Consider the following 20,264-nt stretch of genomic DNA (forward strand, 5'->3'; position numbering starts at 1 on the left):
TGAAACGCGAGCCGTGCAAGGGTAGGCTGTGGAACGGACCTTGCTGCACAGGGTCCGACGAGGATGGGCATGACCGGAAATCTGCAGGTCGAGATCGTGAAGGCCGGGGCGCTGGACGGCGGCGCCGTCGCGCTGTGGCGCGCCTGGACGGCTGAGAACCCGGATCTGGCCAGCCCCTATTTCCGCTGGGATTACGCCGAGATCGCCAGCCGCGTCTGCCCCGGCGCGGCCATTGCCGTGTTCCGGCGCGACGGCCGGATCGTCGGCTTCTTCCCGCATCAGCGGCGGGGCGGGGCGGTTCAGCCGCTGGGCGCGCCGATGAACGACTATCACGGGGTGATCGCGCCGGTCGGCGTGACGATCTCGCTGGAAGAGGTGGCGCGCCTGCTGAAGGCGCGGCGGCTGAACGTGCCGGGCTGGATCGGCGCGGGCGAGGCGGGCCAGGCGCGGCAGACCGTCCAGGCCGCCATGCCCGAGGACGGCTACGACGCCTGGTACGCCGAACGGCGCACGACCTTCGGCAAATATTTCAAGGACAAGGAGCGTGCGCGTCGCAGCCTGGAGAGCGAGCTGGGGACGGTCCGGGTCGAACGCGGCCTGCGCGACGCGGCCCTGCTGGATCAGTTGATCGACCTGAAGGCGGCGCAATACCGACGGTCGGGCCTGCACGACATCTTCGCCTGCGGCTGGACGCGCGATCTGCTGCACGCCCTGATGGCCGATCCGCGCGCGGACTTCGGCGCCTCGATGGCGGCGATGCATGCGGGCGACAAGCTGGTGGCGGTGGAGTTCTCGCTGCACGCCGGGCGGCATTATCATTTCTGGTTCCCGGTCTATGAGCCGTCGCTGGCGCGGTGTTCGCCGGGCATCCTCTTGAGCATGGATACGATGCGGCTGGCCTCGGCCGAGGGGTTCCGCGTGTTCGACTTCGGTTTCGAGGGCGAGCCCTACAAGAAGTATTTCGTCAACGCCCGCCAGACGGTGCGCGAGGCGGTGGTGCTGAAGCCGGGGCTGAGCCAGACGCTGAGCGACATGGCCGTGGGCGCGCTGGCGCAGGCGGGCGGCAAGGGCGAAAAGGTGCGAACCTCCCTGCGCCGCCGCTGGGCAACCATCGAGGCGTGCGAGCCCACCTCGGCCGGGCGGCTAAAGGGGACGGCGGCGGCGGCCCGCGCCATTGCGCACAAGCTGGCCGCCCGCAAGAAGACGCCCGCGCGCGTCGCCCATGCGTGAAGGAGAGGCCGTAATGACCGAACGCCGCACCCGCTATCCCGGCCCGATCGCCGAGGCCAGGGATCATCCGCATACGCTGGTGTCCCAGGGCTTCGCCGAGGACGACGCCCTGGCGGCCGTGCTGGATCGCTATCCGGCCGAACTGTTCGACATCAATCTGTATGACTTCGACGACGAGGGGCAGGTGTCGTTGCGCACCGGGGCGCGTGGGCGGCTGTCCGGGCAGGACCTGTTGGAGGCGATCAAACAGGGACGGCTGTGGGTCAATCTGCGCGAGGTCGAACGCGGCTGGCCCGAGCTGTGGGCGGCGGCGATGACGGACTTTGCGGCCATTCAGGCGACCTATCCGGGGATGCACGCGGTGCGGAACGCAGGGCAGCTGATCCTGTCGTCGCCCAAGGCGCGGGTGCCCTATCATTTCGACGCGGCGGGAGTGGTGTTGTTCCACCTGCGCGGACGCAAGCGTCTGTTCGTCTATCCAGGCGACGAACGGCACCTGCCGGAGCGCAACATGGAACAGGTCGTCACGCGCCAGACGACCGAGGAACTGCCCTATACGCTGGCGTTCGAGAACGACGCCCAGGTCATGGACCTGGAGCCGGGGCGGGCGCTGACCTGGCCATTGTATGCGCCGCACCGGGTGGAGAACCTGGATCGGTTCTGCGTCAGCCTGTCGATGGATTTCCAGACCTGGCCGTCGCGGTTCAGGAACGGGGCGCTGTTCACCAATGCGGTGATCCGCAGCCGGGGCGGGCGGCCGCGTCAGACGGACGGCATGGCCACGCCGGAACTGGCCGCGCGCTGGGCCGCGTCGCTGGCCCTGAAGAAGGCCGGGGCGATGAAGAGCCGCATCGCCCGTTTCGAACGCGATTTCGAACCCGAGGTCGGGGCGGCCGACGGCGCCGGAGCGCTGAGGCCCGCAGGTTAATTCGCGTTCATGACCTGAAGTTAAAATGACTTCGTAGCGGGCGGCGCGCACCTTTCCCTCACAGACGGGAAGGAAACAGCCGAATGAAGACCGCATTGATCGCCGCAGCCGCCGCCGCCGCCCTGACGGGCCTGGCCGCCGCACCCGCATCGGCCGAGGTCCAGATCCGCAACGCCGTGGCGCGGGTCGTCGTGATCGTCGAGGATCGCCAGGACGTGGGCGTCGAGGTGACGCAGGGCGGGTCGCGCCTGCCGGCCGTTCAGGTTCGCCGCGTGGGGCGCGACGTCCGCATCGACGGCGGCCTGGGCCGCAACGGCGCATTCTGGGCCAGTGGCGGAAACCGCATTCGCGGATGCAACGCCAGCCAGGCCGATCCCGCCCAGCCCGGCCGAGGCGCGACCGTCGAGGTCAGCGACATCGGCCGCCTGCGCATGGAAGACGCGCCGATGATCGTGATCCGCACGCCCCGCGACGTGGATGTCAGCGCGGGCGGGGCGGTGTTCGGTTCGGTCGGACGCGGCGCGCGCTCCGTGCAGTTGAACAGCGGCGGATGCGGGGCGTGGAACGTGGCCAATGTCGACGGCCGCCTGGCGCTGGGCGTCGGCGGCTCCGGCTCGATCCGGGCGGGATCTTCGCGTGCGCTGGAGGCCAATGTAGGCGGGTCGGGCAGCATCTACGCCGGCTCCACGGGGAACCTGAAGGCGGCCGTGGGCGGATCGGGCAATGTCGAGGTGGCCAGCGCGGCGGGCGAGGGCGACCTGTCCATCGGCGGCTCGGGCGGCGTCAATGTGCGCCAGGGCCGTATGGACAAGCTGACGGTGGCCATCGGCGGGTCGGGCGACGTCCGCTATGGCGGGGCGACCCGCGACCTGAGCGTGGCCATCGCCGGATCGGGCAATGTCCGCGTCGGCTCCGCCACAGGCGCGGTGTCGCGCACCGTGGTCGGGTCTGGCACGCTGCAGATCGGACGCTGAGGCCCGCCTCTTCGTCTCAATGGCAAGGCCCCCGGTCGTGGAACCCCGGGGGCCTTTTCCTTATGGGCATGGCGCATGAAAAAGCCCCGGCGGATCGCTCCGCCGGGGCTCTTCGTATCGGATCGCTCCGAAAGGCTTAGCGAACGCCCAGGACGCTCGTGATCGCCGCGACGCCCAGGTTGGCGCCGGCGCGATCGCGGGCTTGCAGGCCGCCGCCGAAGGAGTAGCGCAGGCCCAGCGACCACGTGTCGACGTCGGTCGAGTCCAGATCGGCGCGGGTGTAGGCGGCGCCCACCGAGAACGGGGTGTTCTCGAACTGGTACTCGGCGCCCACGCCGTAGGTCCAGGCGTCGACGCTGCTGCCGCCGTTCACGTCGACGTTGTTGTAGGCGACGCCCGCGTTCAGGCGCAGGTTCGGCATGACGTAGAAGGCGGCGTCGCCGCCGACGGTCCAGATGTCGCCGGCGTCGGCATCGGTCCAGGCGACCATGCCGGTCAGGGTCGAGCCGGCCAGATACTTCTGCGCTTCGGCGCCCACGGTCCAGACGGTGTCGCCGGTGCCGATGCCGTTGGCGGCGACGAAGCCGCCGGCGCGGACGTCGGACGTCCACAGCTTGGTCAGGTGAGCGGCGGCGGCGCCCGAGGTGTCTTCTTCACCAAAGGCCTTGGTGTGATCGACGGCGCCGCTTAGCGTCACGGTCCAGTCGCGGGCCGGCAGGGCGACAGTGCCGTCGACCGACCAGATGTCGGCGTCGACGTCGTTGCCGGCGACTTTGACCGACGGGTTGGAATAGGTCACGCCAACCGAACCAATGGCGTCCTGGGCGAAGGCCGGAGCGGCGAACAGGGTGGCGGCGGCGGCCGAGGCGAGGAGGATCGTCTTCATTTTGTTTTGTCCTTGGAAGTCCTTGCCCGGATGGGGGTCCGGGAGGGGCGCCTGCTATCAGCATACGGACGAAGGGCAGCATCAAACCGCTGTTCGATAAGCCGCTGTCGCCAACTTGTTGCACGACTGTCACGCAGTGCGGCAGGAATGTGTCGCCATCACGGAGAACCGAAGGCGCGCGGTTAACGCCAGCTTAGAATCCGGGCGTTGCCCCACCCCGGCTCTGATACGGCATCGATCGAAGCGAGCAGAGGCGGAGCGATTCCGGCGGCGCATCGCCCTATCAGAGTCGTCGCCCCGAGGTTCGGATCAGAAACACTCTATATAAGGTGTGCCTTAAGGCGGGCGCGCCTCGCCGATTCCAGCCCCGGGTCGGACGCTGGAAGCGAACTGAGGAAATCCTGTCTGCGCCTTGGTTTCGCCGCTTGACGAAATCGGAATCGGTAGGCATAAGCCACCACTCTTGTTGGACCGGCTGTGCACTTCGGTGCAGACGCGGTTCGCAAGAACGACCTAAGTCACTGTTCTTTGCAGCTTCTTGGGATATCACGGCCTTCGCGGGCAACTGCGTGGGCCGCTCGTTTTTGCGGATTTGCGTTTCCTGAGGGCTTTGGCCCGAAGGCCTTCGGTCTTTGAAATGGTTCACAGGGACGCGGTCCTCCGACCGCATTGGAAGTTAGCACCGATATGGATCAAAGCATCCGCATCAGGCTCAAGGCCTTTGATCACCGCGTCCTCGATTTCTCGACGCGCGAGATCGTCAATACAGCCAAGCGCACCGGCGCGACCGTTCGCGGTCCGATTCCGCTGCCGACCCTGATCGAAAAGTTCACCGTGAACCGCTCGCCGCACGTCGATAAGAAGTCGCGTGAGCAGTTTGAAATCCGCACGCACAAGCGCGTGCTCGACATCGTCGACCCCACCCCGCAGACCGTGGACGCGCTCATGAAGCTCGACCTGTCCGCCGGCGTGGACGTCGAGATCAAGATTTAAAGTAGAAAGAGGCGGGATCCGATGCGCACGGGCGTGATCGCCAAGAAGCTGGGCATGACCCGCGTGTTCGCCGAAGACGGCGCGCACGTACCGGTCACTGTGCTGCAGCTCGACGGCTGCCAAGTCGTCGGCCAACGTACCCAGGAGCGTGACGGCTACGTCGCTCTCCAGCTGGGCGCTGGCACGAAGAAGGCCAAGAACACCAACAAGGCTCAACGCGAGACCTTCGCCAAGGCGGAAGTCGAACCGAAGGCCTATGTCACCGAGTTCCGCGTCGATGCGGACGGTCTGCTGGACGTGGGCGCCGAACTGTCGGCCGAACACTTCCTGGTCGGCCAGAAGGTGGACATCCAGGGTGAGACCATCGGCAAGGGGTTCGCCGGCGCCATGAAGCGCTGGAACTTCGGCGGTCTGCGCGCCACGCACGGCGTGTCGATCTCGCACCGTTCGCACGGTTCGACGGGTAACCGTCAGGATCCGGGCCGCACCTTCCCCGGCAAGAAGATGGCCGGCCACTACGGCACGGAAACCGTCACCACCCAGAACCTGACCGTCGTCCGCGTGGACGCCGAGCGTGGCCTGATCCTGATCAAGGGCGCTGTCCCCGGTCACGACGGCAGCTATGTCAAGGTTCGCGACGCCATCAAGAAGGCTCGCCCGGCCGACGCTCCGTTCCCCGGCGCGCTGAAGTCGAGCAAGTCTGCTGCTCAACCCGCCTCGACGCCGGCTGAAGAAGCCCCCGTCGAAGCGACCGAAGGCGGTGAAGCGTAATGAAACTCTCTGTCATCCAACTCGACGGCAAGGCTGCCGGCGACGTGGAGCTGTCGGACGCCGTCTTCGGCATCGCCGACATCCGCGGCGACCTGCTGGCCCGCACCGTGAACTGGCAACTGGCCAAGCGCCGCGCCGGCACGCACAAGGTTCAAACCCGTAACGAGAACTCTCGCACGGGCAAGAAGATGTACAAGCAGAAGGGCACCGGCGGCGCTCGTCACGGTTCGCGCCGTGCGCCGCAGTTCGTCGGCGGTTCGCGCGCCTTCGGTCCGGTCGTTCGCGACCACGGCTTCTCGCTGCCGAAGAAGATCCGCGCGCTGGCCCTGCGTCACGCCCTGTCCTCCAAGGCCAAGTCCGGCGACCTGATCGTCGTCGACACCGTCTCGGTCAAGGAAGCCAAGACGGCCGCCCTGCGCGAGACCTTCGGCAAGCTGGGCTGGACCAAGGCTCTCATCATCGCGGGTCCGGAAGTCGACACGAACTTCGGCCTGGCCGCACGCAACATCCCGCACATCGATGTGCTGCCGAACGCCGGCCTGAACGTCTATGACATCCTGCGCGCGGACAAGCTGGTGCTGACCAAGGCCGCCATCGAGGCGATCGAAGCCCGCTTCAGCGATAAGGAAGCCGCGTAATGGCCGCTCAACCTACCGCCAAGCACTACGACACCATCCTGGCCCCGGTGATCACCGAAAAGGCCACGATCCTGTCGGAGCAGAACAAGGTCGTCTTCCGCGTCGCGGACACGGCCTCCAAGGACGAGATCGCCGCGGCGGTCGAAAGCCTGTTCAAAGTCAACGTCGTCAAGGTCAACACCCTGGTTCAAAAGGGCAAGACCAAGCGCTTCCGGGGTATCCTGGGTCGTCGCGTCGACATCAAAAAAGCTATCGTGACGCTGGCTGAAGGCCAGTCGATCGACGTGACCACGGGGCTCTGATCAGATGGCCTTGAAAACCTACAATCCGACTTCGCCGGGCCGTCGCGCCCTCGTGCTGGTCGACCGTTCGGAACTCCACAAGGGCCGTCCGGAAAAGTCGCTGACCGAAGGCCTGACCAAGTCGGGCGGACGCGGGCAGGGCGGTCGCATCGCGGTCCGCTTCCGTGGCGGCGGCGCCAAGACCCTGTACCGCAAGATCGACTTCAAGCGTCGCAAGTGGGACATGGTCGGCACGGTCGAGCGTCTGGAATACGACCCGAACCGCACGGCCTTCATCGCGCTCGTGACCTACGAGGACGGCGAGAAGACCTACATCATCGCGCCGCAACGCCTTAAGGCGGGCGACACGATCGTTGCGGGCGAAAAGACCGACGTGAAGCCTGGCAACGCCATGCCGCTGCGTTCGATGCCGGTGGGTACGATCATCCACAATATCGAGATGAAGCCGGGCAAGGGCGCTCAGCTGGCCCGTTCGGCCGGCGCCTACGCCCAGCTGGTGGGCCGCGATCAGGGCTACGCCCAGATCCGTCTCGGCTCGGGCGAGCTGCGCATGGTCCTGGACGGCTGCATCGCCACGGTGGGCGCGGTTTCGAACCCCGACCACATGAACCAGAACCTGGGCAAGGCCGGTCGCAAGCGTCACATGGGCTGGCGTCCGCACGTTCGCGGCGTCGCCATGAACCCGATCGACCACCCGCATGGTGGTGGTGAAGGCCGGACCTCTGGTGGTCGCACCCCCGTCACGCCGTGGGGTAAGGACACCAAGGGCACTCGTACCCGCAAGAACAAGGCTACGGACAAGTACATCATCCGTACCCGCCACGTTAAGAAGGCTCGCTAAGAATGGCCCGCTCCTCCTGGAAAGGCCCGTTTGTCGACGGGTATCTGCTCAAGAAGGCCGACGCCGTTCAATCGTCGGGCCGCAAGGACGTGATCAAGACCTGGTCGCGCCGCTCCACCATCCTGCCGCAGTTCGTCGGTCTGACGTTCGGCGTCCATAACGGTCAGAAGCACGTGCCCGTGTCGGTCTCGGAAGAGATGGTCGGCATGAAGCTCGGCGAGTTCGCCCCGACCCGGAACTTCCCGGGCCACGCGGCGGACAAGAAGGCCAAAAGGAAGTAACCGATGGCCCAGACCAAGAACACCCGTCGGGTCGCCCCGACCGAGGCCCGCGCCAAGCTGGTCAACGTCCGCATCAGCCCTCAGAAGCTGAACCTGGTGGCCGCCTCGATCCGCGGCATGCCGGTGCAGAAGGCGCTGAACGAGCTGGAATTCAGCCGTAAGCGCATCGCCGGCGATGTCCGCAAGGTCCTGTATTCGGCGGTTTCGAACGCCGAGAACAACCACAACCTCGACATCGACAACCTGGTCGTCGCCGAGGCCTTCGTGGGCAAGAACCTGGTGATGAAGCGTTTCGCGAGCCGCGCTCGTGGTCGCTCGTCGCGCATCCTGAAACCGTTCAGCGAGATCACCATCGTGGTCCGTGAAGCCGGCGAGGCCGCCTGATGGGACAGAAAATCAATCCGGTCGGTCTGCGCCTCGGCGTGAACCGCACGTGGGACAGCCGTTGGTTCGCCGCCGGGGCCGACTATTCGCGCCTGCTGCACCAGGACCTGAAGCTGCGCGAGTGGCTGAAGGAACGTCTGGCCGCCGCCGGCGTGTCGCGCATCATCATCGAGCGCCCGCACAAGAAGTGCCGCATCACCATCTACGCCGCCCGTCCGGGCGTCGTGATCGGCAAGAAGGGCGCTGACATCGAGAAGCTCCGCAAGGACATCTCGGCGCGCACCGAGGGTGAAGTTCACCTGAACATCATCGAAGTCCGCAAGCCGGAAACCGATGCTCAGCTGATCGCCGAGAACATCGCGCAGCAGCTGGAACGCCGCGTGGCCTTCCGTCGCGCCATGAAGCGTTCGATGCAGTCGGCCATGCGTCTGGGCGCCAAGGGCATTCGTATGAATGTCTCGGGTCGTCTGGGCGGCGCGGAAATCGCGCGTATGGAATGGTACCGTGAAGGTCGCGTGCCGCTGCACACGCTGCGCGCCGACATCGACTACGGCTTCTACGAAGCCAAGACGACCTACGGCATCATCGGCGTGAAGGTCTGGGTGTTCAAAGGCGAAGTGCTCGAGCACGACCCGATGGCCCAGGACAAGCGTTGGGCCCAGGAAGCTTCGGGTCCGTCCTCGAACGAAGGCCGCGAACGCGGCGGCCCCCGTGGCGACCGCGGTCCGCGTCGCGACCGGGGACGTGAGAACTAAGTCATGTTGCAACCGAAGAAGACCAAGTACCGCAAGGCCTTCAAGGGCCGCATCCACGGCTCGGCCAAGGGCGGCTTCTCGCTGAACTTCGGGTCGTACGGCCTGAAGACGCTGGAGCCGGAACGCATCACCGCGCGTCAGATCGAAGCGGCCCGCCGCGCGATCACCCGCCAGATGAAGCGCCAAGGCCGCGTCTGGATCCGCGTCTTCCCCGACCTGCCCGTCACGGGCAAGCCGGCCGAAGTGCGGATGGGTAAGGGCAAGGGCGCCGTGGACCATTGGGCCGCGCGCTGCCACCCTGGCCGCATCCTGTTTGAAATCGACGGCGTTCCGGACGATGTCGCCCGCGAAGCGCTCCGTCTCGGCGCAGCCAAGCTGCCGGTCCGCACCAAGGTGGTGACCCGCATCGACGCCGGCGTCGCCCATGTCGAGGTAGCCGCCTAATGACCAAGATCGCCGATCTGCGGTCGCAAACGACCGATCAACTGGCCGACGAGCTGCTGAAGCTCAAGAAGGAACAGTTCAACCTGCGCTTCCAGGCGGCCACCGGCCAGATGGAAAAGACCCACCGCGTGGGTGAAGTGCGCAAAGACATCGCCCGCATCTCGACGCTTCTGCGCGAGAAGCGTGCGGCCTCGTAAGGAAACGAATATGCCCAAGCGAATTCTCGAAGGCGTGGTCGTGTCCGACAAGGGCGAAAAGACCGTCGTCGTGAAGGTTGAGCGCACGCTGCTCCACCCGCTTCTGAAGAAGACCGTCCGGTCCTCCAAGAAGTACCACGCGCACGACGAAGCCAACGCGCTCAAGGTCGGCGACATCGCTCGCATCGTCGAGTGCGCCCCGAAGTCCAAGCTGAAGCGTTGGGAAGTCCTTTCCAACGTCTCCGCCTCGTAATCAGAAGGATCTGATCTTATGATCCAGATGCAAACTAACCTGGAAGTGGCCGATAATTCGGGCGCCCGCCGGGTCATGTGCATCAAGGTGTTGGGCGGCTCCAAGCGCCGCTACGCCTCGATCGGCGACACAATCGTCGCCTCCGTGAAGGAAGCCATCCCGCGCGGCCGCGTTAAGAAGGGCGACGTCGTTCGCGCCATCGTCGTGCGCACCGCCAAGGACATCCAACGCAAGGACGGCTCGGTCATCCGCTTCGACAAGTCGGCCGCCGTCATCGTCAACAAGCAGAACGAGCCTGTCGGCACGCGGATCTTCGGCCCGGTTCCCCGCGAACTGCGCGCCAAGAACCACATGAAGATCATCTCGCTGGCTCCGGAGGTCCTGTAACATGGCCGCCAAGATCAAGAAGGGCGACCGCGTCGTCGTCCTCACCGGCAAGGACAAGGGCCGCACGGGCGCCGTGCTGAAGGTCCTGCCTTCCGAAAACCGCGTCGTCGTCGAAGGCGTCAACATGGTTCAGCGCCACACGCGCCCGAGCCAGGCTGACCCGCAGGGCGGCATCAAGAACAAGGAAGCCTCGCTTCACCTGTCGAACGTCGCGATCGCCGACGCCAACGGCAAGGCGACCCGCGTCGGCTTCAAGATCGATGGGGACACCAAGGTCCGCATCGCCAAGACGACGGGAGACGTCATCTGATGGCGACCGAAAAATACGCTCCGCGCCTCAAGGGCGAATATCACGCGCGCATCCGCCAGGTGATGAAGGAAAAGTTCGGCTATACGAACGAGATGCAGGTGCCCAAGCTGGACAAGATCGTCCTGAACATGGGCATCGGCGAAGCCGTCGCGGACTCCAAGAAGGCGAACACCGCCCTCAAGGATCTGACGGCCATCGCCGGCCAGAAGGCCGTCGCCACCAAGGCCCGCAACTCCATCGCCGGCTTCAAGCTGCGTGAAGGCATGGTCATCGGCGGCAAGGTCACCCTGCGCGGCGACCAGATGTACGAGTTCCTGGACCGGTTCATCACGATCGCGCTGCCGCGCGTGAAGGATTTCCGCGGTCTGAAGGGCACGTCCTTCGATGGTCGCGGCAACTACGCCACCGGTCTGAAGGAACACATCGTGTTCCCCGAGATCAACTACGACCAGATCGATCAGATGTGGGGCATGGACATTGTCGTCTGCACCACGGCCAAGACCGATGAGGAAGCCAAGGCTCTCCTCACCGAGTTCAAGTTCCCGTTCGTGAAGAACTGAGCGGGAAGGGAAGAGCACAATGGCTAAGAAAAGCGCCGTAAACCGCAACGAAGCCGTCAAGGCCCTGGTTGCGAAGTATGCCGCAAAGCGCGCCGCCCTGAAGGCGACCGCAAATGACGAGAACCTGCCGCTGGAGGAGCGCTTCGAGGCGCGCCTGCAACTGGCCGCCCTGCCGCGCAACTCCGCGCCGAGCCGCATTCGCAACCGTTGCGAAGTGACGGGTCGTCCGCGCGCCTTCTACCGCAAGCTCAAGATGAGCCGGATCGCGCTGCGTGAACTGGGCAACCTGGGCCAGATTCCCGGCCTGACGAAGTCGAGCTGGTAAGGGGAGCGAACAGACATGATGATCAACGATCCCCTGAGCGACATGATCGCTCGCATCAAGAACGCGGCGACCCGCAAGCGTTCCAAGGTGCTGACCCCCGCTTCCCGTCTGCGCCAGCGCGTCCTGGACGTGCTGCAGGACGAAGGCTACATCCGCGGCTACAACCTGGTTCAGAACCCCGGTGAGTTTCCGCAGTTCGAGATCGAGCTGAAGTACTTCGACGGCCAGCCCGTCATCGCCGAGATCGCGCGCGTGTCCAAGCCGGGCCGCCGCGTCTACTCCGCGATCGGCGATCTGAAGCCGATCAAGAACGGCCTCGGCATCTCGATCCTCTCGACTTCGAAGGGCGTCATGTCCGACGCTTCTGCCCGCGACGCCAACGTCGGCGGCGAAGTCCTCTGCAGGGTCTACTGATATGTCCCGTATTGGCAAGAAAACCATCGCCGTGCCGAAGGGCGTGACTGTCACGCTCGACGGCCAGAACGTCTCTGTGAAGGGTCCCAAGGGCGAACGCGCCTGGACCGTCGCCGAAGAGATCGAAGTCACTCAGGAAGGCGACGAACTGTCGCTGGGTCTGCGGACGGACACGCAACGCGGTCGCGCGATGTGGGGCCTGTCGCGCACGCTGGTCGACAACATGGTCGTCGGCGTCACCACGGGCTTCGAGAAGTCGCTTGAACTGGTCGGCGTGGGTTACCGCGCCGCGATGAAGGGTGATGCTCTGTCGCTGCAACTCGGCTTCTCGCACGAAGTCGACATCGCTCCGCCGGCCGGCGTCAGCTTTGCTGTTCCGAAACAGACCGAGATCAAGGTTCTGGGTTCGGACAAGCAGGCCGTGGGTCAGATCGCCGCGGTCATCCGCAAGCTGCGTCCGCCGGAGCCCTACAAGGGCAAGGGCGTCCGTTACGCGGGCGAGAAGGTCCGTCGCAAGGAAGGCAAGAAGAAGTAAGTCATGGCTCTTTCTCTTCGACAACAAGCCAAGCGCCGCTCGGAGCGCACTCGCCGTCGCCTGAAGGCTGTCGCCAACGGTCGCCTGCGTTTGTCGGTCTATCGTTCGGACAAGAACATCTCGGCCCAGATCATCGACGACGCCCAGGGCGTGACCGTCGCCTCGGCCTCGTCGCTGGAAGGCGGCAAGGGCAAGCGCGGCTCGGACACGGCTGCGGCCGCCGCGATCGGCAAGCTGATCGCCGAACGCGCCATCGAGAAGGGCGTCAAGGACGTCGTCTTCGACCGGGGCGAGTACATCTATCACGGACGGGTGAAGGCGCTGGCGGAAGCCGCGCGTGAAGCCGGCCTGAACTTCTAAGGGACGCGACAGATGGCGCAACAACCCCAACGCGGCGGCGGCGGCAACGATCGCAACCGTCGTGACAACCGCAACGCTCCCGCTGTCGATGGCCCGGATTCGGACATCGTCGAGAAGCTGGTCCACATCAACCGCGTCGCCGCCACCGTGAAGGGCGGCCGTCGCTTCAGCTTCGCGGCCCTGATGGTCGTCGGCGACGGCAAGGGCCGCGTCGGCTTCGGTCACGGCAAGGCGCGCGAAGTGCCGGAAGCCATCCGCAAGGCGACGGAAGAAGCCAAGAAGACCATGATCCGCGTTCCGCTGCGCGAGAACCGCACCCTGCACCACGACGGCAACGGCCGTTGGGGCGCCGGCAAGATCATGATGCGCGCGGCCCCTCCCGGCACCGGCGTCATCGCCGGCGGCCCGATGCGTGCGGTCCTCGAAACCCTCGGCGTCCAGGACGTCGTGGGCAAGTCGACCGGCTCGTCGAACCCGTACAACATGATCCGTGCGACGTTCGAGGCCCTGAAGGTCCAGTCGTCGCCGCGTCAGGTCGCCTCGAAGCGTGGCAAGAAGGTCGCCGACCTGATGGGCCGCCGCAACGACGGCGCCTCGACGCCTGAAGCTGTGGAGTCCTGATCATGGCTGAGAAGAAGACCGTCACCGTCAAGCAGACCGGTTCGCCGATCCGCCGCAAGAACGACCAGCGCGCCACCCTGGTGGGCCTGGGTCTGAACCGCCTGGGTCGTGAATCGACCCTGGAAGACACGCCTTCGGTTCGTGGGATGATCGCAAAGGTCGCCCACCTGACCGAGATCGTCGAAAAATAAGCCGTTGCGCCCTCTCCCGAAACCGGGGGAGGGCGTTTCTGCACTTGCAGATACCCGAAGGGCCGCCTAGAAGCGGCCCTTCATTTTTTCACAGCCGAGTCCGGACAAATGTTCCGGGCGCTAGCACCCGAAAGGATCAGGCACATGAAACTGAACGAAATCCGCGACAACGAAGGCGCACACAAGAAGCGCATGCGCGTCGGCCGTGGCCCCGGTTCGGGCAAGGGCAAGACCGCTGGCCGTGGCGTCAAGGGTCAGAAGTCGCGTACCGGCGTCAGCCTGCTGGGCTTCGAAGGCGGCCAGATGCCGCTGTACATGCGTATGCCCAAGCGCGGCTTCAACAACCCGAACGCGCTGAAGCTGGCTGAGGTGAACCTGTGGCGCCTGCAGGACGCCATCGACGCCGGCAAGCTGGACGCCAAGTCGGAACTGAAGGGCGACGCCCTGGTCGCCGCCGGCGTGATCCGCCGCGTCAAAGACGGCGTGCGTCTGCTGGGCACCGGCGAGGTGAAGCAAGCCCTGAACCTGGTCGTCTGGTCGGCCACCTCGGGCGCCAAGAAGGCGATCGAAGCCGCTGGCGGTTCGGTCGTCGAGCAACGCATCGAAGCCGAAGCCAAGGCCGCCGCGCGCGTCGAGAAGCGCAACGCCGCCAAGGGCAAGGCCCCGGCCGCCAAGACGCCGCAGGGCGACGCCAACAAGGTCTCGGCCCGCGCCAAGCGCGCCGCCGCCAAGGGCTAAGCAACACGTCGTCGCGGCTGATTAGGTCGTGACCTGATTACACCTGCGACGACGAAACAACGGAAGCGGCCCTCGCATGAGGGCCGCTTTCCGCCTATCTGACGACTCAATCAGTCGTGGGGACGCATAATGGCTTCGGCCGCAGAACAACTCGCCGCCAATATGAACATCGGCTCGTTCGCGAAGGCGACCGAGCTGCACAAGCGCCTGCTGTTCACGCTGGGCGCGCTTCTGGTCTATCGCATCGGGACCTATGTGCCGATCCCGGGGATCAACTCGCAGGCCTTCCTGCAGTTCTTCCAGGATCCGTCCGGCCAGCGCGGCATCCTGGACATGTTCAACATGTTCTCGGGCGGCGCGGTCGAGCGTATGGCCATCTTCGCCCTGAACGTGATGCCCTACATCTCGGCGTCGATCATCGTGCAGCTGATGGGCACGGTGTATCCGCCCTGGGAGAAGCTGAAGAAGGAAGGCGGCGAGAGCGGCCGCAAGCAGCTGAACCAATACACCCGCTATCTGACGGTCTTCCTGGCGCTGGCGCAGTCGTTCGGCATCGCCGCCGGCCTGAACAGCACCGCGGGCCTGGTCGACAATCCCGGCGTCTTCTTCATCGCCTCGACGGTCGTGACCCTGACCGGCGGCACCATGTTCCTGATGTGGCTGGGTGAGCAGGTGACGGCGCGCGGCGTCGGCAACGGCATCTCGCTGATCATCTTCGCCGGTATCGTGGCGGTCCTGCCGTCCACCATCGCGCGCCTGCTGGGCCTGGCCCAGCAAGGCCAGATGTCGGCCTTCGCCCTGTTGTTCATCGCCATCCTGGCCGTGGCCACCGTGGTTTTCATCGTCTTCATGGAACGCGCCCAGCGCCGTCTTCTGATCCAGTATCCGAAGCGCCAGGAAGGCAACCGCATGGCCGGGGGCGAACGGTCGTTCCTGCCGCTGAAGGTCAACACCGCCGGCGTGATCCCGCCGATCTTCGCCTCGTCGCTGCTGATGCTGCCGACGACGGTGGCGACCATGACCGCCAATGCGGATCTGCCCAGCTGGATGAGCTGGCTGCCGCTGGTGACGGCGCAGCTGACGCACGGCCAGCCGCTGTTCATGGCGCTGTATGCCGCCCTGATCATCTTCTTCTGCTTCTTCTACACCTCGATCACCTTCAATCCCGAAGACACGGCCGAGAACCTGAGGAAATACGGCGGCTTCCTGCCGGGCATCCGTCCGGGCAAGCGCACGGCGGAATATCTGGACTATGTCCTGACCCGTCTGACGGTGATCGGCGCCGCCTATATCACCGCGGTCTGCCTGCTGCCGGAGTTCATCGTCAGCCAGTTCGGCAACAGCCTGTATTTTGGCGGAACGTCTATCTTGATCGTGGTCTCGGTGACGATGGACACTGTCGCCCAGATTCAGTCCCAGCTGCTGGCCCACCAGTACGAAGGTCTGATCAAGAAGGCCAAGCTGCGCGGGCGCGGCGGTCGTGGCGCGCCGACGCCGGTGCGTCGCTAAATCCAAGCTGAGAAACGCCCAGGGGAGGGGCTGATAGCGTGAACTTGATCCTGTTCGGACCGCCGGCGGCGGGCAAGGGCACCCAGGCCAAGCGGCTGGTGGAAGAGAAGGGCATGGTCCAGCTCTCCACCGGGGATATGCTGCGGGCGGCCATCGCCTCGGGCTCGGAACTGGGGCTGAAGGTCAAGGACGTGCTGGCGCGCGGCGATCTGGTCACCGACGAGATCGTCATCGCCCTGATCGACGACCGTCTGAACGAGGCCGAGGCCGCCGGCGGCGCCATTTTCGACGGCTTCCCCCGCACCGTGGCCCAGGCCGAGGCGCTGGACGCCATGCTGGCCAAGCGCGGCGCCCAGATCGACGCCGTGGTGCGGCTGAAGGTGGACGACGCCGCCCTGACCGAACGGATCGCCAAACGGTTCGCCGAACAGGGCCGTCCGGACGACAATCCGGAATCGTTCAAGGTCCGGCTGGAAGCCTACAACCGCAACACCGCCCCGCTGCTTCCGTATTACGAAGCCCAGGGCAAGTTGACCGAGGCGGACGGCATGGGCTCGATCGACTCGGTCGCCAAGGCCATCGACGAAGCTCTGGCGTGACCAAAATCGTCCTCGGGCGTTAAGACGTCCGATGAACGACGACGACGCCAATCCGAACAAGAGGCGCGCCCGCAGACGCTGGCGCGCCTTCGCCGTTTTCTGCGCTGTCGCGGGGGCGGAGGCGGGGCTGTTCCTGCTGCTGGGGCAGGTCAGCGGCCGGGCGCCGCAGGTCCCCGTCGTCGTGGAGCCTCAGCCGTTCGAAGTGGTGTTGTACGACCCTCCGCCGCCGGTATCCGAACAGCCGCCGGCGCCACGGACCGGCGGCGGCGCCCCGGCCGCCCCATCGCGCATCCACACGCCGACGCCGCCGAAACAGCCGCGACCGCCCGAACTGCCGGCCCCGCCCAAACAGGCGCCGACGCCCGCGCCCGTCGTCGGGATTGCGCCTGCGCCGTCGCCCCAGCCCGGTTTCGGCCAGGGCGGGCAGGGAACGGGCAGCGGATCGGGTGTCGGTTCAGGCTCTGGTCCCGGCAGCGGCTCGACCGGGCCGCGCCTGGTCATGGGGCCGACCATCGGCCAGATTCGCGCCAATCATCCCCCGCAGGCGCGCAGCCGATACGGCCGCGCCGAACTGTCGTGCGTCATCCGACTGGACAATCGGCTGGATGAGTGTCGCGTGGTCAGTGAAACGCCGCCGGGCCTGGGCTTCGGCGCGGCGGGCCTTCAGGTGTCGGGCGTCTTCCGCTTCCAGCCGCCGATCGAGAACGGCCGCCCGATCGAGGGCCAGCGTGTCACCGTCGGCGTGGATTTCGGCCGCCCGCCGCGCTGATCCACGGCAGACGTTGACGGCCTGTGAATCATCTGTATAAGGGCGCCTTCCCGCGAAGGGCGCCACGCTCCTGGTTTGTTAACCGGAGCGTTTGTTGCGTCTGACTAACGCGTATCTGGAGAATTTCGTGGCCCGTATTGCTGGCGTCAACATCCCGACCAACAAGCGCGTGGAAATCGCGCTTCAGTACATCCATGGCATCGGCCCGGCCGCCGCCAAGGACATCACCGAGAAGGTGGGCATCGAGCCCGCCCGTCGCGTGAACCAGCTGACGGACGCCGAAGTCCTGTCGATCCGCGAAACGATCGACAAGGACCATACGGTCGAGGGCGACCTGCGCCGCGAGACGTCGATGAACATCAAGCGTTTGATGGACCTGGCCTGCTATCGCGGCCTGCGTCACCGCAAGGGCCTGCCGGTCCGCGGCCAGCGCACCCATACGAACGCCCGCACCCGCAAGGGTCCCGCCAAGCCGATCGCCGGCAAGAAGAAGTAAGACAGACACATGGCCAAGGAACCGGGTCGCGTAAAGAAGCGCGAGCGCAAGAACATCACCTCGGGCGTCGCCCACGTGAATGCTTCGTTCAACAACACCATGATCACGATCACCGATGCCCAGGGCAACGCGATCTCGTGGTCGTCGGCCGGTCACATGGGCTTCAAGGGTTCGCGCAAATCGACCCCTTACGCCGCCCAGATGGCTGCGGAAGACGCCGGCAAAAAGGCCCAGGAACACGGCGTGAAGACGCTGGAAGTGAACGTCTCGGGTCCGGGTTCCGGCCGTGAATCGGCCCTGCGCGCCCTGCAGTCGGTCGGCCTGACGATCACGACCATCCGCGACGTCACCCCCATGCCGCACAACGGTTGCCGTCCGCCCAAGCGTCGCCGCGTCTGATCGCGACTTCGTTCCAGGCACACCCCATCTCCGTCGGCTCCACCATGGCCTCGTCGACAAGGCCGGAGCCGACGAAACCCGTTCGAGGGACAAAATGATCGAAAGAAACTGGCAAGAGCTGATCCGTCCCGAGAAGCCGCAGATCGAGATCGGTTCCGACGCCCAGCGCAAGGCGCGCCTGGTGGCCGAACCCCTCGAGCGTGGCTTCGGCGTGACGCTCGGCAACGCGCTCCGTCGCGTTCTGCTGTCCTCGCTGCAAGGCGCGGCGGTCACCGCCATCCAGATCGACGGCGTGGTCCATGAATTCTCGTCGCTGGAAGGCGTGCGCGAAGACGTGGTCGACATCGTCCTGAACATCAAGCAACTGGCGCTGCGTATGCACGCCGAAGGCCCCAAGCGCATGACCCTGCGCGCCACGGGCCCCGGCGCGGTGACGGCCGGCCAGATCGACGTGCCGGCGGACATCGAGGTTCTGAACCCCGATCACGTCATCTGCACGCTTGACGACGGCGCCTCGGTGCGCATGGAACTGACCGTCCAGAACGGCAAGGGCTATGTCGCCGCCGAACTGAACCGTCCGGAAGACGCCCCCATCGGCCTGATCGCCGTGGATGCGCTGTATTCGCCGGTCAAGAAGGTGGCCTATCGCGTCGAGCCGACCCGTCAGGGCCAGTCGCTGGACTATGACAAGCTGCTGCTTGAAGTCGAAACCAACGGCGCGGTGACGCCTGTGGACGCCGTGGCCTATGCCGCGCGCATCCTTCAGGACCAGCTGCAGATCTTCATCACCTTCGAAGAGCCCAAGAAGGCTGTCGAGCAGTCGGACGGCAAGCCCGACCTGCCCTTCAACCCGGCGCTGCTGAAGAAGGTGGACGAGCTGGAGCTGTCGGTCCGTTCGGCCAACTGCCTGAAGAACGACAACATCGTCTACATCGGCGACCTGATCCAGAAGACCGAGGGCGAAATGCTTCGCACCCCGAACTTCGGGCGCAAGTCGCTGAACGAGATCAAGGAAGTTCTCGCGACCATGGGCCTCAGCCTGGGCATGGACGTGCCGAACTGGCCGCCCGAAAACATCGAAGATCTGGCCAAGAAGTTCGACGACCAGATCTAAGTTCAACCCTCCGCCCGTCTCCTCTCGAGGAGAATGACGGGGCGGTTAGAAGATTACGGGCCTAGGTCTCCTGCCGGGAGATACCGGGCCCGGAGTAGGAGAGACCCTGATGCGCCACGGCGCCGCCCATCGTAAACTCGGTCGCACGACCAGCCACCGCACCGCCATGTTCGCGAACATGGCCGCCTCGCTGATCAAGCACGAGCAAATCACCACGACCCTGCCCAAGGCCAAGGAACTGCGTCCCTTCGTCGAGAAGCTGGTCACCCTGGCCAAGAAGGGCGATCTGCACGCGCGTCGTCAGGCCATCAGCCAGGTCCGCGACGTACCGCAGGTCGGCAAGCTGTTCGAGACGCTCGGCCCGCGCTACAGCGAGCGCAACGGCGGCTATATCCGCATCATGAAGGCCGGTTTCCGCCACGGCGACAACGCCCCGATGGCCGTGATCGAGTTCGTCGATCGCGACGTGGAAGCCAAGGGCAAGGACTCCGGTCCGGTCCTGGTCTTCGAAGGCGACGACGAGGCTTAAGCCTTACGTCTCTTTCTGATTGAGTGCCTAAAGGGCGGCCGGAGCGATCCGGTCGCCCTTTTGCTTGGAGACGATCATGGAAACGACGGTTGAAATTTGGGGCGGCGAGCGGGTCGTGGTCTGTGCCGAGGATGGCCCGCTGCTGGCGGACGAGCGCGACATCAACGGTTTTGTGGGCGAGGCCCTGGGGCATGATGCGAAATGGCTGGCCCTGCCTGTATCGCGGCTGGGCGCGGACTTTCTGAAGCTGCGGACACGTCTGGCGGGCGAGACGACGCAGAAGTTCGTCAACTACCGCATCGGCCTGGCCGTGATCGGCGACATCAGCCCGGCCGTGGCCGACAGTGACGCGCTGCGCGACTATGTGCGCGAGAGCAATCGCGGTCAGCAGGTCTGGTTCCTGCCGAATCTGTCGGCGCTGAAGGCGGCGCTGGACGAGCTCAGGCCCTGACCATCTCCATCACGGCCAGCATCCAGATGATCAGGATGCACAGACCGTAGGCGATGTGGTCGGACAGTCGGGGCGGTTCG

The 20,264-nt window shown here is 65.5% G+C and carries 33 protein-coding genes; 32 read left to right on the plus strand and 1 reads right to left on the minus strand.

Annotation, left to right across the window (positions count from 1 at the left end):
* Positions 1-69: 69 nt before the first annotated feature.
* The 3 genes from P0Y50_10550 to P0Y50_10560 all read left to right on the plus strand — a co-directional run bounded on the left by P0Y50_10550 (position 70) and on the right by P0Y50_10560 (position 3,132).
* Complete coding sequence (locus tag P0Y50_10550) at positions 70-1,230, plus strand: GNAT family N-acetyltransferase (protein ID WEK38986.1); 1,161 nt, start codon at positions 70-72, stop codon at positions 1,228-1,230.
* Positions 1,231-1,243: 13 nt separating this feature from the next.
* Positions 1,244-2,158, plus strand: coding sequence for a transcriptional regulator (locus P0Y50_10555; GenBank protein ID WEK38987.1), 915 nt, complete (start codon positions 1,244-1,246; stop codon positions 2,156-2,158).
* Between the two features lie 83 nt (positions 2,159-2,241).
* Positions 2,242-3,132 carry a DUF2807 domain-containing protein gene (locus P0Y50_10560; protein WEK38988.1) on the plus strand — a complete coding sequence of 297 codons (891 nt, stop codon included), beginning with the start codon at positions 2,242-2,244 and terminating at the stop codon, positions 3,130-3,132.
* Positions 3,133-3,268: 136 nt separating this feature from the next.
* Here the strand turns inward: P0Y50_10560 and P0Y50_10565 are convergent, their stop codons facing one another.
* Positions 3,269-4,018, minus strand: coding sequence for a porin (locus P0Y50_10565; protein ID WEK38989.1), 750 nt, complete (start codon positions 4,016-4,018; stop codon positions 3,269-3,271).
* A 687-nt stretch (positions 4,019-4,705) separates the two neighbouring features.
* On the opposite strand from P0Y50_10565, the gene rpsJ reads away from it, so the two are divergent.
* From rpsJ to P0Y50_10710, 29 genes are all read left to right on the plus strand, one after another.
* Positions 4,706-5,011 (plus strand): 30S ribosomal protein S10, encoded by a 306-nt coding sequence (gene rpsJ, locus P0Y50_10570; GenBank protein ID WEK38990.1) that lies wholly within the window; start codon positions 4,706-4,708, stop codon positions 5,009-5,011.
* A 21-nt stretch (positions 5,012-5,032) separates the two neighbouring features.
* Entirely contained in the window at positions 5,033-5,782 is a 750-nt protein-coding gene (gene rplC / locus P0Y50_10575) for a 50S ribosomal protein L3 (protein WEK38991.1), read from the plus strand.
* Entirely contained in the window at positions 5,782-6,420 is a 639-nt protein-coding gene (gene rplD / locus P0Y50_10580) for a 50S ribosomal protein L4 (protein ID WEK38992.1), read from the plus strand. The genes rplC and rplD overlap by 1 nt, the downstream gene beginning before the upstream one ends.
* Positions 6,420-6,722, plus strand: a complete 303-nt coding sequence (locus P0Y50_10585) for a 50S ribosomal protein L23 (GenBank protein ID WEK38993.1) — start codon at positions 6,420-6,422, stop codon at positions 6,720-6,722. Before rplD ends, P0Y50_10585 begins: the two co-directional genes overlap by 1 nt.
* Before the next feature lie 4 nt (positions 6,723-6,726).
* Positions 6,727-7,563 (plus strand): 50S ribosomal protein L2, encoded by an 837-nt coding sequence (gene rplB, locus P0Y50_10590; GenBank protein WEK38994.1) that lies wholly within the window; start codon positions 6,727-6,729, stop codon positions 7,561-7,563.
* 2 nt (positions 7,564-7,565) lie between these two features.
* Entirely contained in the window at positions 7,566-7,844 is a 279-nt protein-coding gene (rpsS, locus tag P0Y50_10595) for a 30S ribosomal protein S19 (GenBank protein ID WEK38995.1), read from the plus strand.
* A 3-nt stretch (positions 7,845-7,847) separates the two neighbouring features.
* The gene (rplV, locus tag P0Y50_10600; protein WEK38996.1) at positions 7,848-8,228 is read left to right on the plus strand and encodes a 50S ribosomal protein L22; all 381 of its coding nucleotides are present in this window, start codon (positions 7,848-7,850) and stop codon (positions 8,226-8,228) included.
* On the plus strand, positions 8,228-8,983 hold the full coding sequence (rpsC, locus tag P0Y50_10605) for a 30S ribosomal protein S3 (GenBank protein WEK38997.1): 756 nt from the start codon (positions 8,228-8,230) through the stop codon (positions 8,981-8,983). Before rplV ends, rpsC begins: the two co-directional genes overlap by 1 nt.
* A 3-nt stretch (positions 8,984-8,986) precedes the next feature.
* Entirely contained in the window at positions 8,987-9,427 is a 441-nt protein-coding gene (gene rplP, locus P0Y50_10610; GenBank protein ID WEK38998.1) for a 50S ribosomal protein L16, read from the plus strand.
* Positions 9,427-9,624, plus strand: a complete 198-nt coding sequence (rpmC, locus tag P0Y50_10615; GenBank protein WEK38999.1) for a 50S ribosomal protein L29 — start codon at positions 9,427-9,429, stop codon at positions 9,622-9,624. The genes rplP and rpmC overlap by 1 nt, the downstream gene beginning before the upstream one ends.
* A gap of 10 nt (positions 9,625-9,634) precedes the next feature.
* Positions 9,635-9,877, plus strand: a complete 243-nt coding sequence (gene rpsQ / locus P0Y50_10620) for a 30S ribosomal protein S17 (GenBank protein ID WEK39000.1) — start codon at positions 9,635-9,637, stop codon at positions 9,875-9,877.
* Between the two features lie 18 nt (positions 9,878-9,895).
* The gene (rplN, locus tag P0Y50_10625) at positions 9,896-10,264 is read left to right on the plus strand and encodes a 50S ribosomal protein L14 (protein WEK39001.1); all 369 of its coding nucleotides are present in this window, start codon (positions 9,896-9,898) and stop codon (positions 10,262-10,264) included.
* A 1-nt stretch (position 10,265) separates the two neighbouring features.
* Positions 10,266-10,574 carry a 50S ribosomal protein L24 gene (gene rplX, locus P0Y50_10630; GenBank protein ID WEK39002.1) on the plus strand — a complete coding sequence of 103 codons (309 nt, stop codon included), beginning with the start codon at positions 10,266-10,268 and terminating at the stop codon, positions 10,572-10,574.
* The gene (rplE, locus tag P0Y50_10635) at positions 10,574-11,134 is read left to right on the plus strand and encodes a 50S ribosomal protein L5 (GenBank protein WEK39003.1); all 561 of its coding nucleotides are present in this window, start codon (positions 10,574-10,576) and stop codon (positions 11,132-11,134) included. Before rplX ends, rplE begins: the two co-directional genes overlap by 1 nt.
* Positions 11,135-11,153: 19 nt before the next feature.
* A complete protein-coding gene (rpsN, locus tag P0Y50_10640; GenBank protein ID WEK39004.1) occupies positions 11,154-11,459 on the plus strand; it encodes a 30S ribosomal protein S14 in 306 nt (101 codons plus the stop codon).
* 15 nt (positions 11,460-11,474) lie between these two features.
* Positions 11,475-11,873, plus strand: coding sequence for a 30S ribosomal protein S8 (rpsH, locus tag P0Y50_10645; GenBank protein ID WEK39005.1), 399 nt, complete (start codon positions 11,475-11,477; stop codon positions 11,871-11,873).
* A 1-nt stretch (position 11,874) separates the two neighbouring features.
* Complete coding sequence (rplF, locus tag P0Y50_10650) at positions 11,875-12,408, plus strand: 50S ribosomal protein L6 (protein WEK39006.1); 534 nt, start codon at positions 11,875-11,877, stop codon at positions 12,406-12,408.
* A 3-nt stretch (positions 12,409-12,411) separates the two neighbouring features.
* Positions 12,412-12,768 carry a 50S ribosomal protein L18 gene (gene rplR / locus P0Y50_10655; GenBank protein ID WEK39007.1) on the plus strand — a complete coding sequence of 119 codons (357 nt, stop codon included), beginning with the start codon at positions 12,412-12,414 and terminating at the stop codon, positions 12,766-12,768.
* Positions 12,769-12,780: 12 nt separating this feature from the next.
* On the plus strand, positions 12,781-13,389 hold the full coding sequence (gene rpsE / locus P0Y50_10660) for a 30S ribosomal protein S5 (protein WEK39008.1): 609 nt from the start codon (positions 12,781-12,783) through the stop codon (positions 13,387-13,389).
* Between the two features lie 2 nt (positions 13,390-13,391).
* Positions 13,392-13,580, plus strand: a complete 189-nt coding sequence (gene rpmD / locus P0Y50_10665) for a 50S ribosomal protein L30 (GenBank protein ID WEK39009.1) — start codon at positions 13,392-13,394, stop codon at positions 13,578-13,580.
* A gap of 144 nt (positions 13,581-13,724) precedes the next feature.
* Positions 13,725-14,318: a 50S ribosomal protein L15 gene (gene rplO / locus P0Y50_10670; protein WEK39010.1), complete on the plus strand. Its 594-nt coding sequence runs from the start codon at positions 13,725-13,727 to the stop codon at positions 14,316-14,318.
* A gap of 129 nt (positions 14,319-14,447) precedes the next feature.
* Positions 14,448-15,827, plus strand: coding sequence for a preprotein translocase subunit SecY (gene secY / locus P0Y50_10675; GenBank protein ID WEK39011.1), 1,380 nt, complete (start codon positions 14,448-14,450; stop codon positions 15,825-15,827).
* Positions 15,828-15,865: 38 nt separating this feature from the next.
* The gene (locus P0Y50_10680; protein WEK39012.1) at positions 15,866-16,426 is read left to right on the plus strand and encodes an adenylate kinase; all 561 of its coding nucleotides are present in this window, start codon (positions 15,866-15,868) and stop codon (positions 16,424-16,426) included.
* Positions 16,427-16,457: 31 nt separating this feature from the next.
* Complete coding sequence (locus P0Y50_10685; protein WEK39013.1) at positions 16,458-17,195, plus strand: energy transducer TonB; 738 nt, start codon at positions 16,458-16,460, stop codon at positions 17,193-17,195.
* 127 nt (positions 17,196-17,322) lie between these two features.
* Positions 17,323-17,691, plus strand: a complete 369-nt coding sequence (gene rpsM / locus P0Y50_10690; protein ID WEK41563.1) for a 30S ribosomal protein S13 — start codon at positions 17,323-17,325, stop codon at positions 17,689-17,691.
* A gap of 9 nt (positions 17,692-17,700) precedes the next feature.
* A complete protein-coding gene (gene rpsK, locus P0Y50_10695; GenBank protein WEK39014.1) occupies positions 17,701-18,090 on the plus strand; it encodes a 30S ribosomal protein S11 in 390 nt (129 codons plus the stop codon).
* A gap of 94 nt (positions 18,091-18,184) precedes the next feature.
* Positions 18,185-19,204: a DNA-directed RNA polymerase subunit alpha gene (locus P0Y50_10700; GenBank protein WEK39015.1), complete on the plus strand. Its 1,020-nt coding sequence runs from the start codon at positions 18,185-18,187 to the stop codon at positions 19,202-19,204.
* Positions 19,205-19,313: 109 nt separating this feature from the next.
* Positions 19,314-19,733 carry a 50S ribosomal protein L17 gene (gene rplQ / locus P0Y50_10705; protein WEK39016.1) on the plus strand — a complete coding sequence of 140 codons (420 nt, stop codon included), beginning with the start codon at positions 19,314-19,316 and terminating at the stop codon, positions 19,731-19,733.
* Between the two features lie 76 nt (positions 19,734-19,809).
* A complete protein-coding gene (locus P0Y50_10710; protein ID WEK39017.1) occupies positions 19,810-20,184 on the plus strand; it encodes a DUF4180 domain-containing protein in 375 nt (124 codons plus the stop codon).
* The last annotated feature ends 80 nt before the right edge of the window (positions 20,185-20,264 follow it).

It is taken from the genome of Candidatus Brevundimonas colombiensis, from assembly GCA_029202665.1.
Taxonomy (GTDB): domain Bacteria; phylum Pseudomonadota; class Alphaproteobacteria; order Caulobacterales; family Caulobacteraceae; genus Brevundimonas; species Brevundimonas colombiensis.

What these genes read in the sequence shown, in the direction of transcription:
- P0Y50_10550 (WEK38986.1), top strand. Translation starts at nt 70, where the DNA reads ATGACCGGAAATCTGCAGGTCGAGATCGTGAAGGCCGGGGCGCTGGAC.
- P0Y50_10555 (WEK38987.1), top strand. Translation starts at nt 1,244, where the DNA reads ATGACCGAACGCCGCACCCGCTATCCCGGCCCGATCGCCGAGGCCAGG.
- P0Y50_10560 (WEK38988.1), top strand. Translation starts at nt 2,242, where the DNA reads ATGAAGACCGCATTGATCGCCGCAGCCGCCGCCGCCGCCCTGACGGGC.
- P0Y50_10565 (WEK38989.1), bottom strand. Translation starts at nt 4,018, where the DNA reads ATGAAGACGATCCTCCTCGCCTCGGCCGCCGCCGCCACCCTGTTCGCC.
- rpsJ (WEK38990.1), top strand. Translation starts at nt 4,706, where the DNA reads ATGGATCAAAGCATCCGCATCAGGCTCAAGGCCTTTGATCACCGCGTC.
- rplC (WEK38991.1), top strand. Translation starts at nt 5,033, where the DNA reads ATGCGCACGGGCGTGATCGCCAAGAAGCTGGGCATGACCCGCGTGTTC.
- rplD (WEK38992.1), top strand. Translation starts at nt 5,782, where the DNA reads ATGAAACTCTCTGTCATCCAACTCGACGGCAAGGCTGCCGGCGACGTG.
- P0Y50_10585 (WEK38993.1), top strand. Translation starts at nt 6,420, where the DNA reads ATGGCCGCTCAACCTACCGCCAAGCACTACGACACCATCCTGGCCCCG.
- rplB (WEK38994.1), top strand. Translation starts at nt 6,727, where the DNA reads ATGGCCTTGAAAACCTACAATCCGACTTCGCCGGGCCGTCGCGCCCTC.
- rpsS (WEK38995.1), top strand. Translation starts at nt 7,566, where the DNA reads ATGGCCCGCTCCTCCTGGAAAGGCCCGTTTGTCGACGGGTATCTGCTC.
- rplV (WEK38996.1), top strand. Translation starts at nt 7,848, where the DNA reads ATGGCCCAGACCAAGAACACCCGTCGGGTCGCCCCGACCGAGGCCCGC.
- rpsC (WEK38997.1), top strand. Translation starts at nt 8,228, where the DNA reads ATGGGACAGAAAATCAATCCGGTCGGTCTGCGCCTCGGCGTGAACCGC.
- rplP (WEK38998.1), top strand. Translation starts at nt 8,987, where the DNA reads ATGTTGCAACCGAAGAAGACCAAGTACCGCAAGGCCTTCAAGGGCCGC.
- rpmC (WEK38999.1), top strand. Translation starts at nt 9,427, where the DNA reads ATGACCAAGATCGCCGATCTGCGGTCGCAAACGACCGATCAACTGGCC.
- rpsQ (WEK39000.1), top strand. Translation starts at nt 9,635, where the DNA reads ATGCCCAAGCGAATTCTCGAAGGCGTGGTCGTGTCCGACAAGGGCGAA.
- rplN (WEK39001.1), top strand. Translation starts at nt 9,896, where the DNA reads ATGATCCAGATGCAAACTAACCTGGAAGTGGCCGATAATTCGGGCGCC.
- rplX (WEK39002.1), top strand. Translation starts at nt 10,266, where the DNA reads ATGGCCGCCAAGATCAAGAAGGGCGACCGCGTCGTCGTCCTCACCGGC.
- rplE (WEK39003.1), top strand. Translation starts at nt 10,574, where the DNA reads ATGGCGACCGAAAAATACGCTCCGCGCCTCAAGGGCGAATATCACGCG.
- rpsN (WEK39004.1), top strand. Translation starts at nt 11,154, where the DNA reads ATGGCTAAGAAAAGCGCCGTAAACCGCAACGAAGCCGTCAAGGCCCTG.
- rpsH (WEK39005.1), top strand. Translation starts at nt 11,475, where the DNA reads ATGATGATCAACGATCCCCTGAGCGACATGATCGCTCGCATCAAGAAC.
- rplF (WEK39006.1), top strand. Translation starts at nt 11,875, where the DNA reads ATGTCCCGTATTGGCAAGAAAACCATCGCCGTGCCGAAGGGCGTGACT.
- rplR (WEK39007.1), top strand. Translation starts at nt 12,412, where the DNA reads ATGGCTCTTTCTCTTCGACAACAAGCCAAGCGCCGCTCGGAGCGCACT.
- rpsE (WEK39008.1), top strand. Translation starts at nt 12,781, where the DNA reads ATGGCGCAACAACCCCAACGCGGCGGCGGCGGCAACGATCGCAACCGT.
- rpmD (WEK39009.1), top strand. Translation starts at nt 13,392, where the DNA reads ATGGCTGAGAAGAAGACCGTCACCGTCAAGCAGACCGGTTCGCCGATC.
- rplO (WEK39010.1), top strand. Translation starts at nt 13,725, where the DNA reads ATGAAACTGAACGAAATCCGCGACAACGAAGGCGCACACAAGAAGCGC.
- secY (WEK39011.1), top strand. Translation starts at nt 14,448, where the DNA reads ATGGCTTCGGCCGCAGAACAACTCGCCGCCAATATGAACATCGGCTCG.
- P0Y50_10685 (WEK39013.1), top strand. Translation starts at nt 16,458, where the DNA reads ATGAACGACGACGACGCCAATCCGAACAAGAGGCGCGCCCGCAGACGC.
- rpsK (WEK39014.1), top strand. Translation starts at nt 17,701, where the DNA reads ATGGCCAAGGAACCGGGTCGCGTAAAGAAGCGCGAGCGCAAGAACATC.
- P0Y50_10700 (WEK39015.1), top strand. Translation starts at nt 18,185, where the DNA reads ATGATCGAAAGAAACTGGCAAGAGCTGATCCGTCCCGAGAAGCCGCAG.
- rplQ (WEK39016.1), top strand. Translation starts at nt 19,314, where the DNA reads ATGCGCCACGGCGCCGCCCATCGTAAACTCGGTCGCACGACCAGCCAC.
- P0Y50_10710 (WEK39017.1), top strand. Translation starts at nt 19,810, where the DNA reads ATGGAAACGACGGTTGAAATTTGGGGCGGCGAGCGGGTCGTGGTCTGT.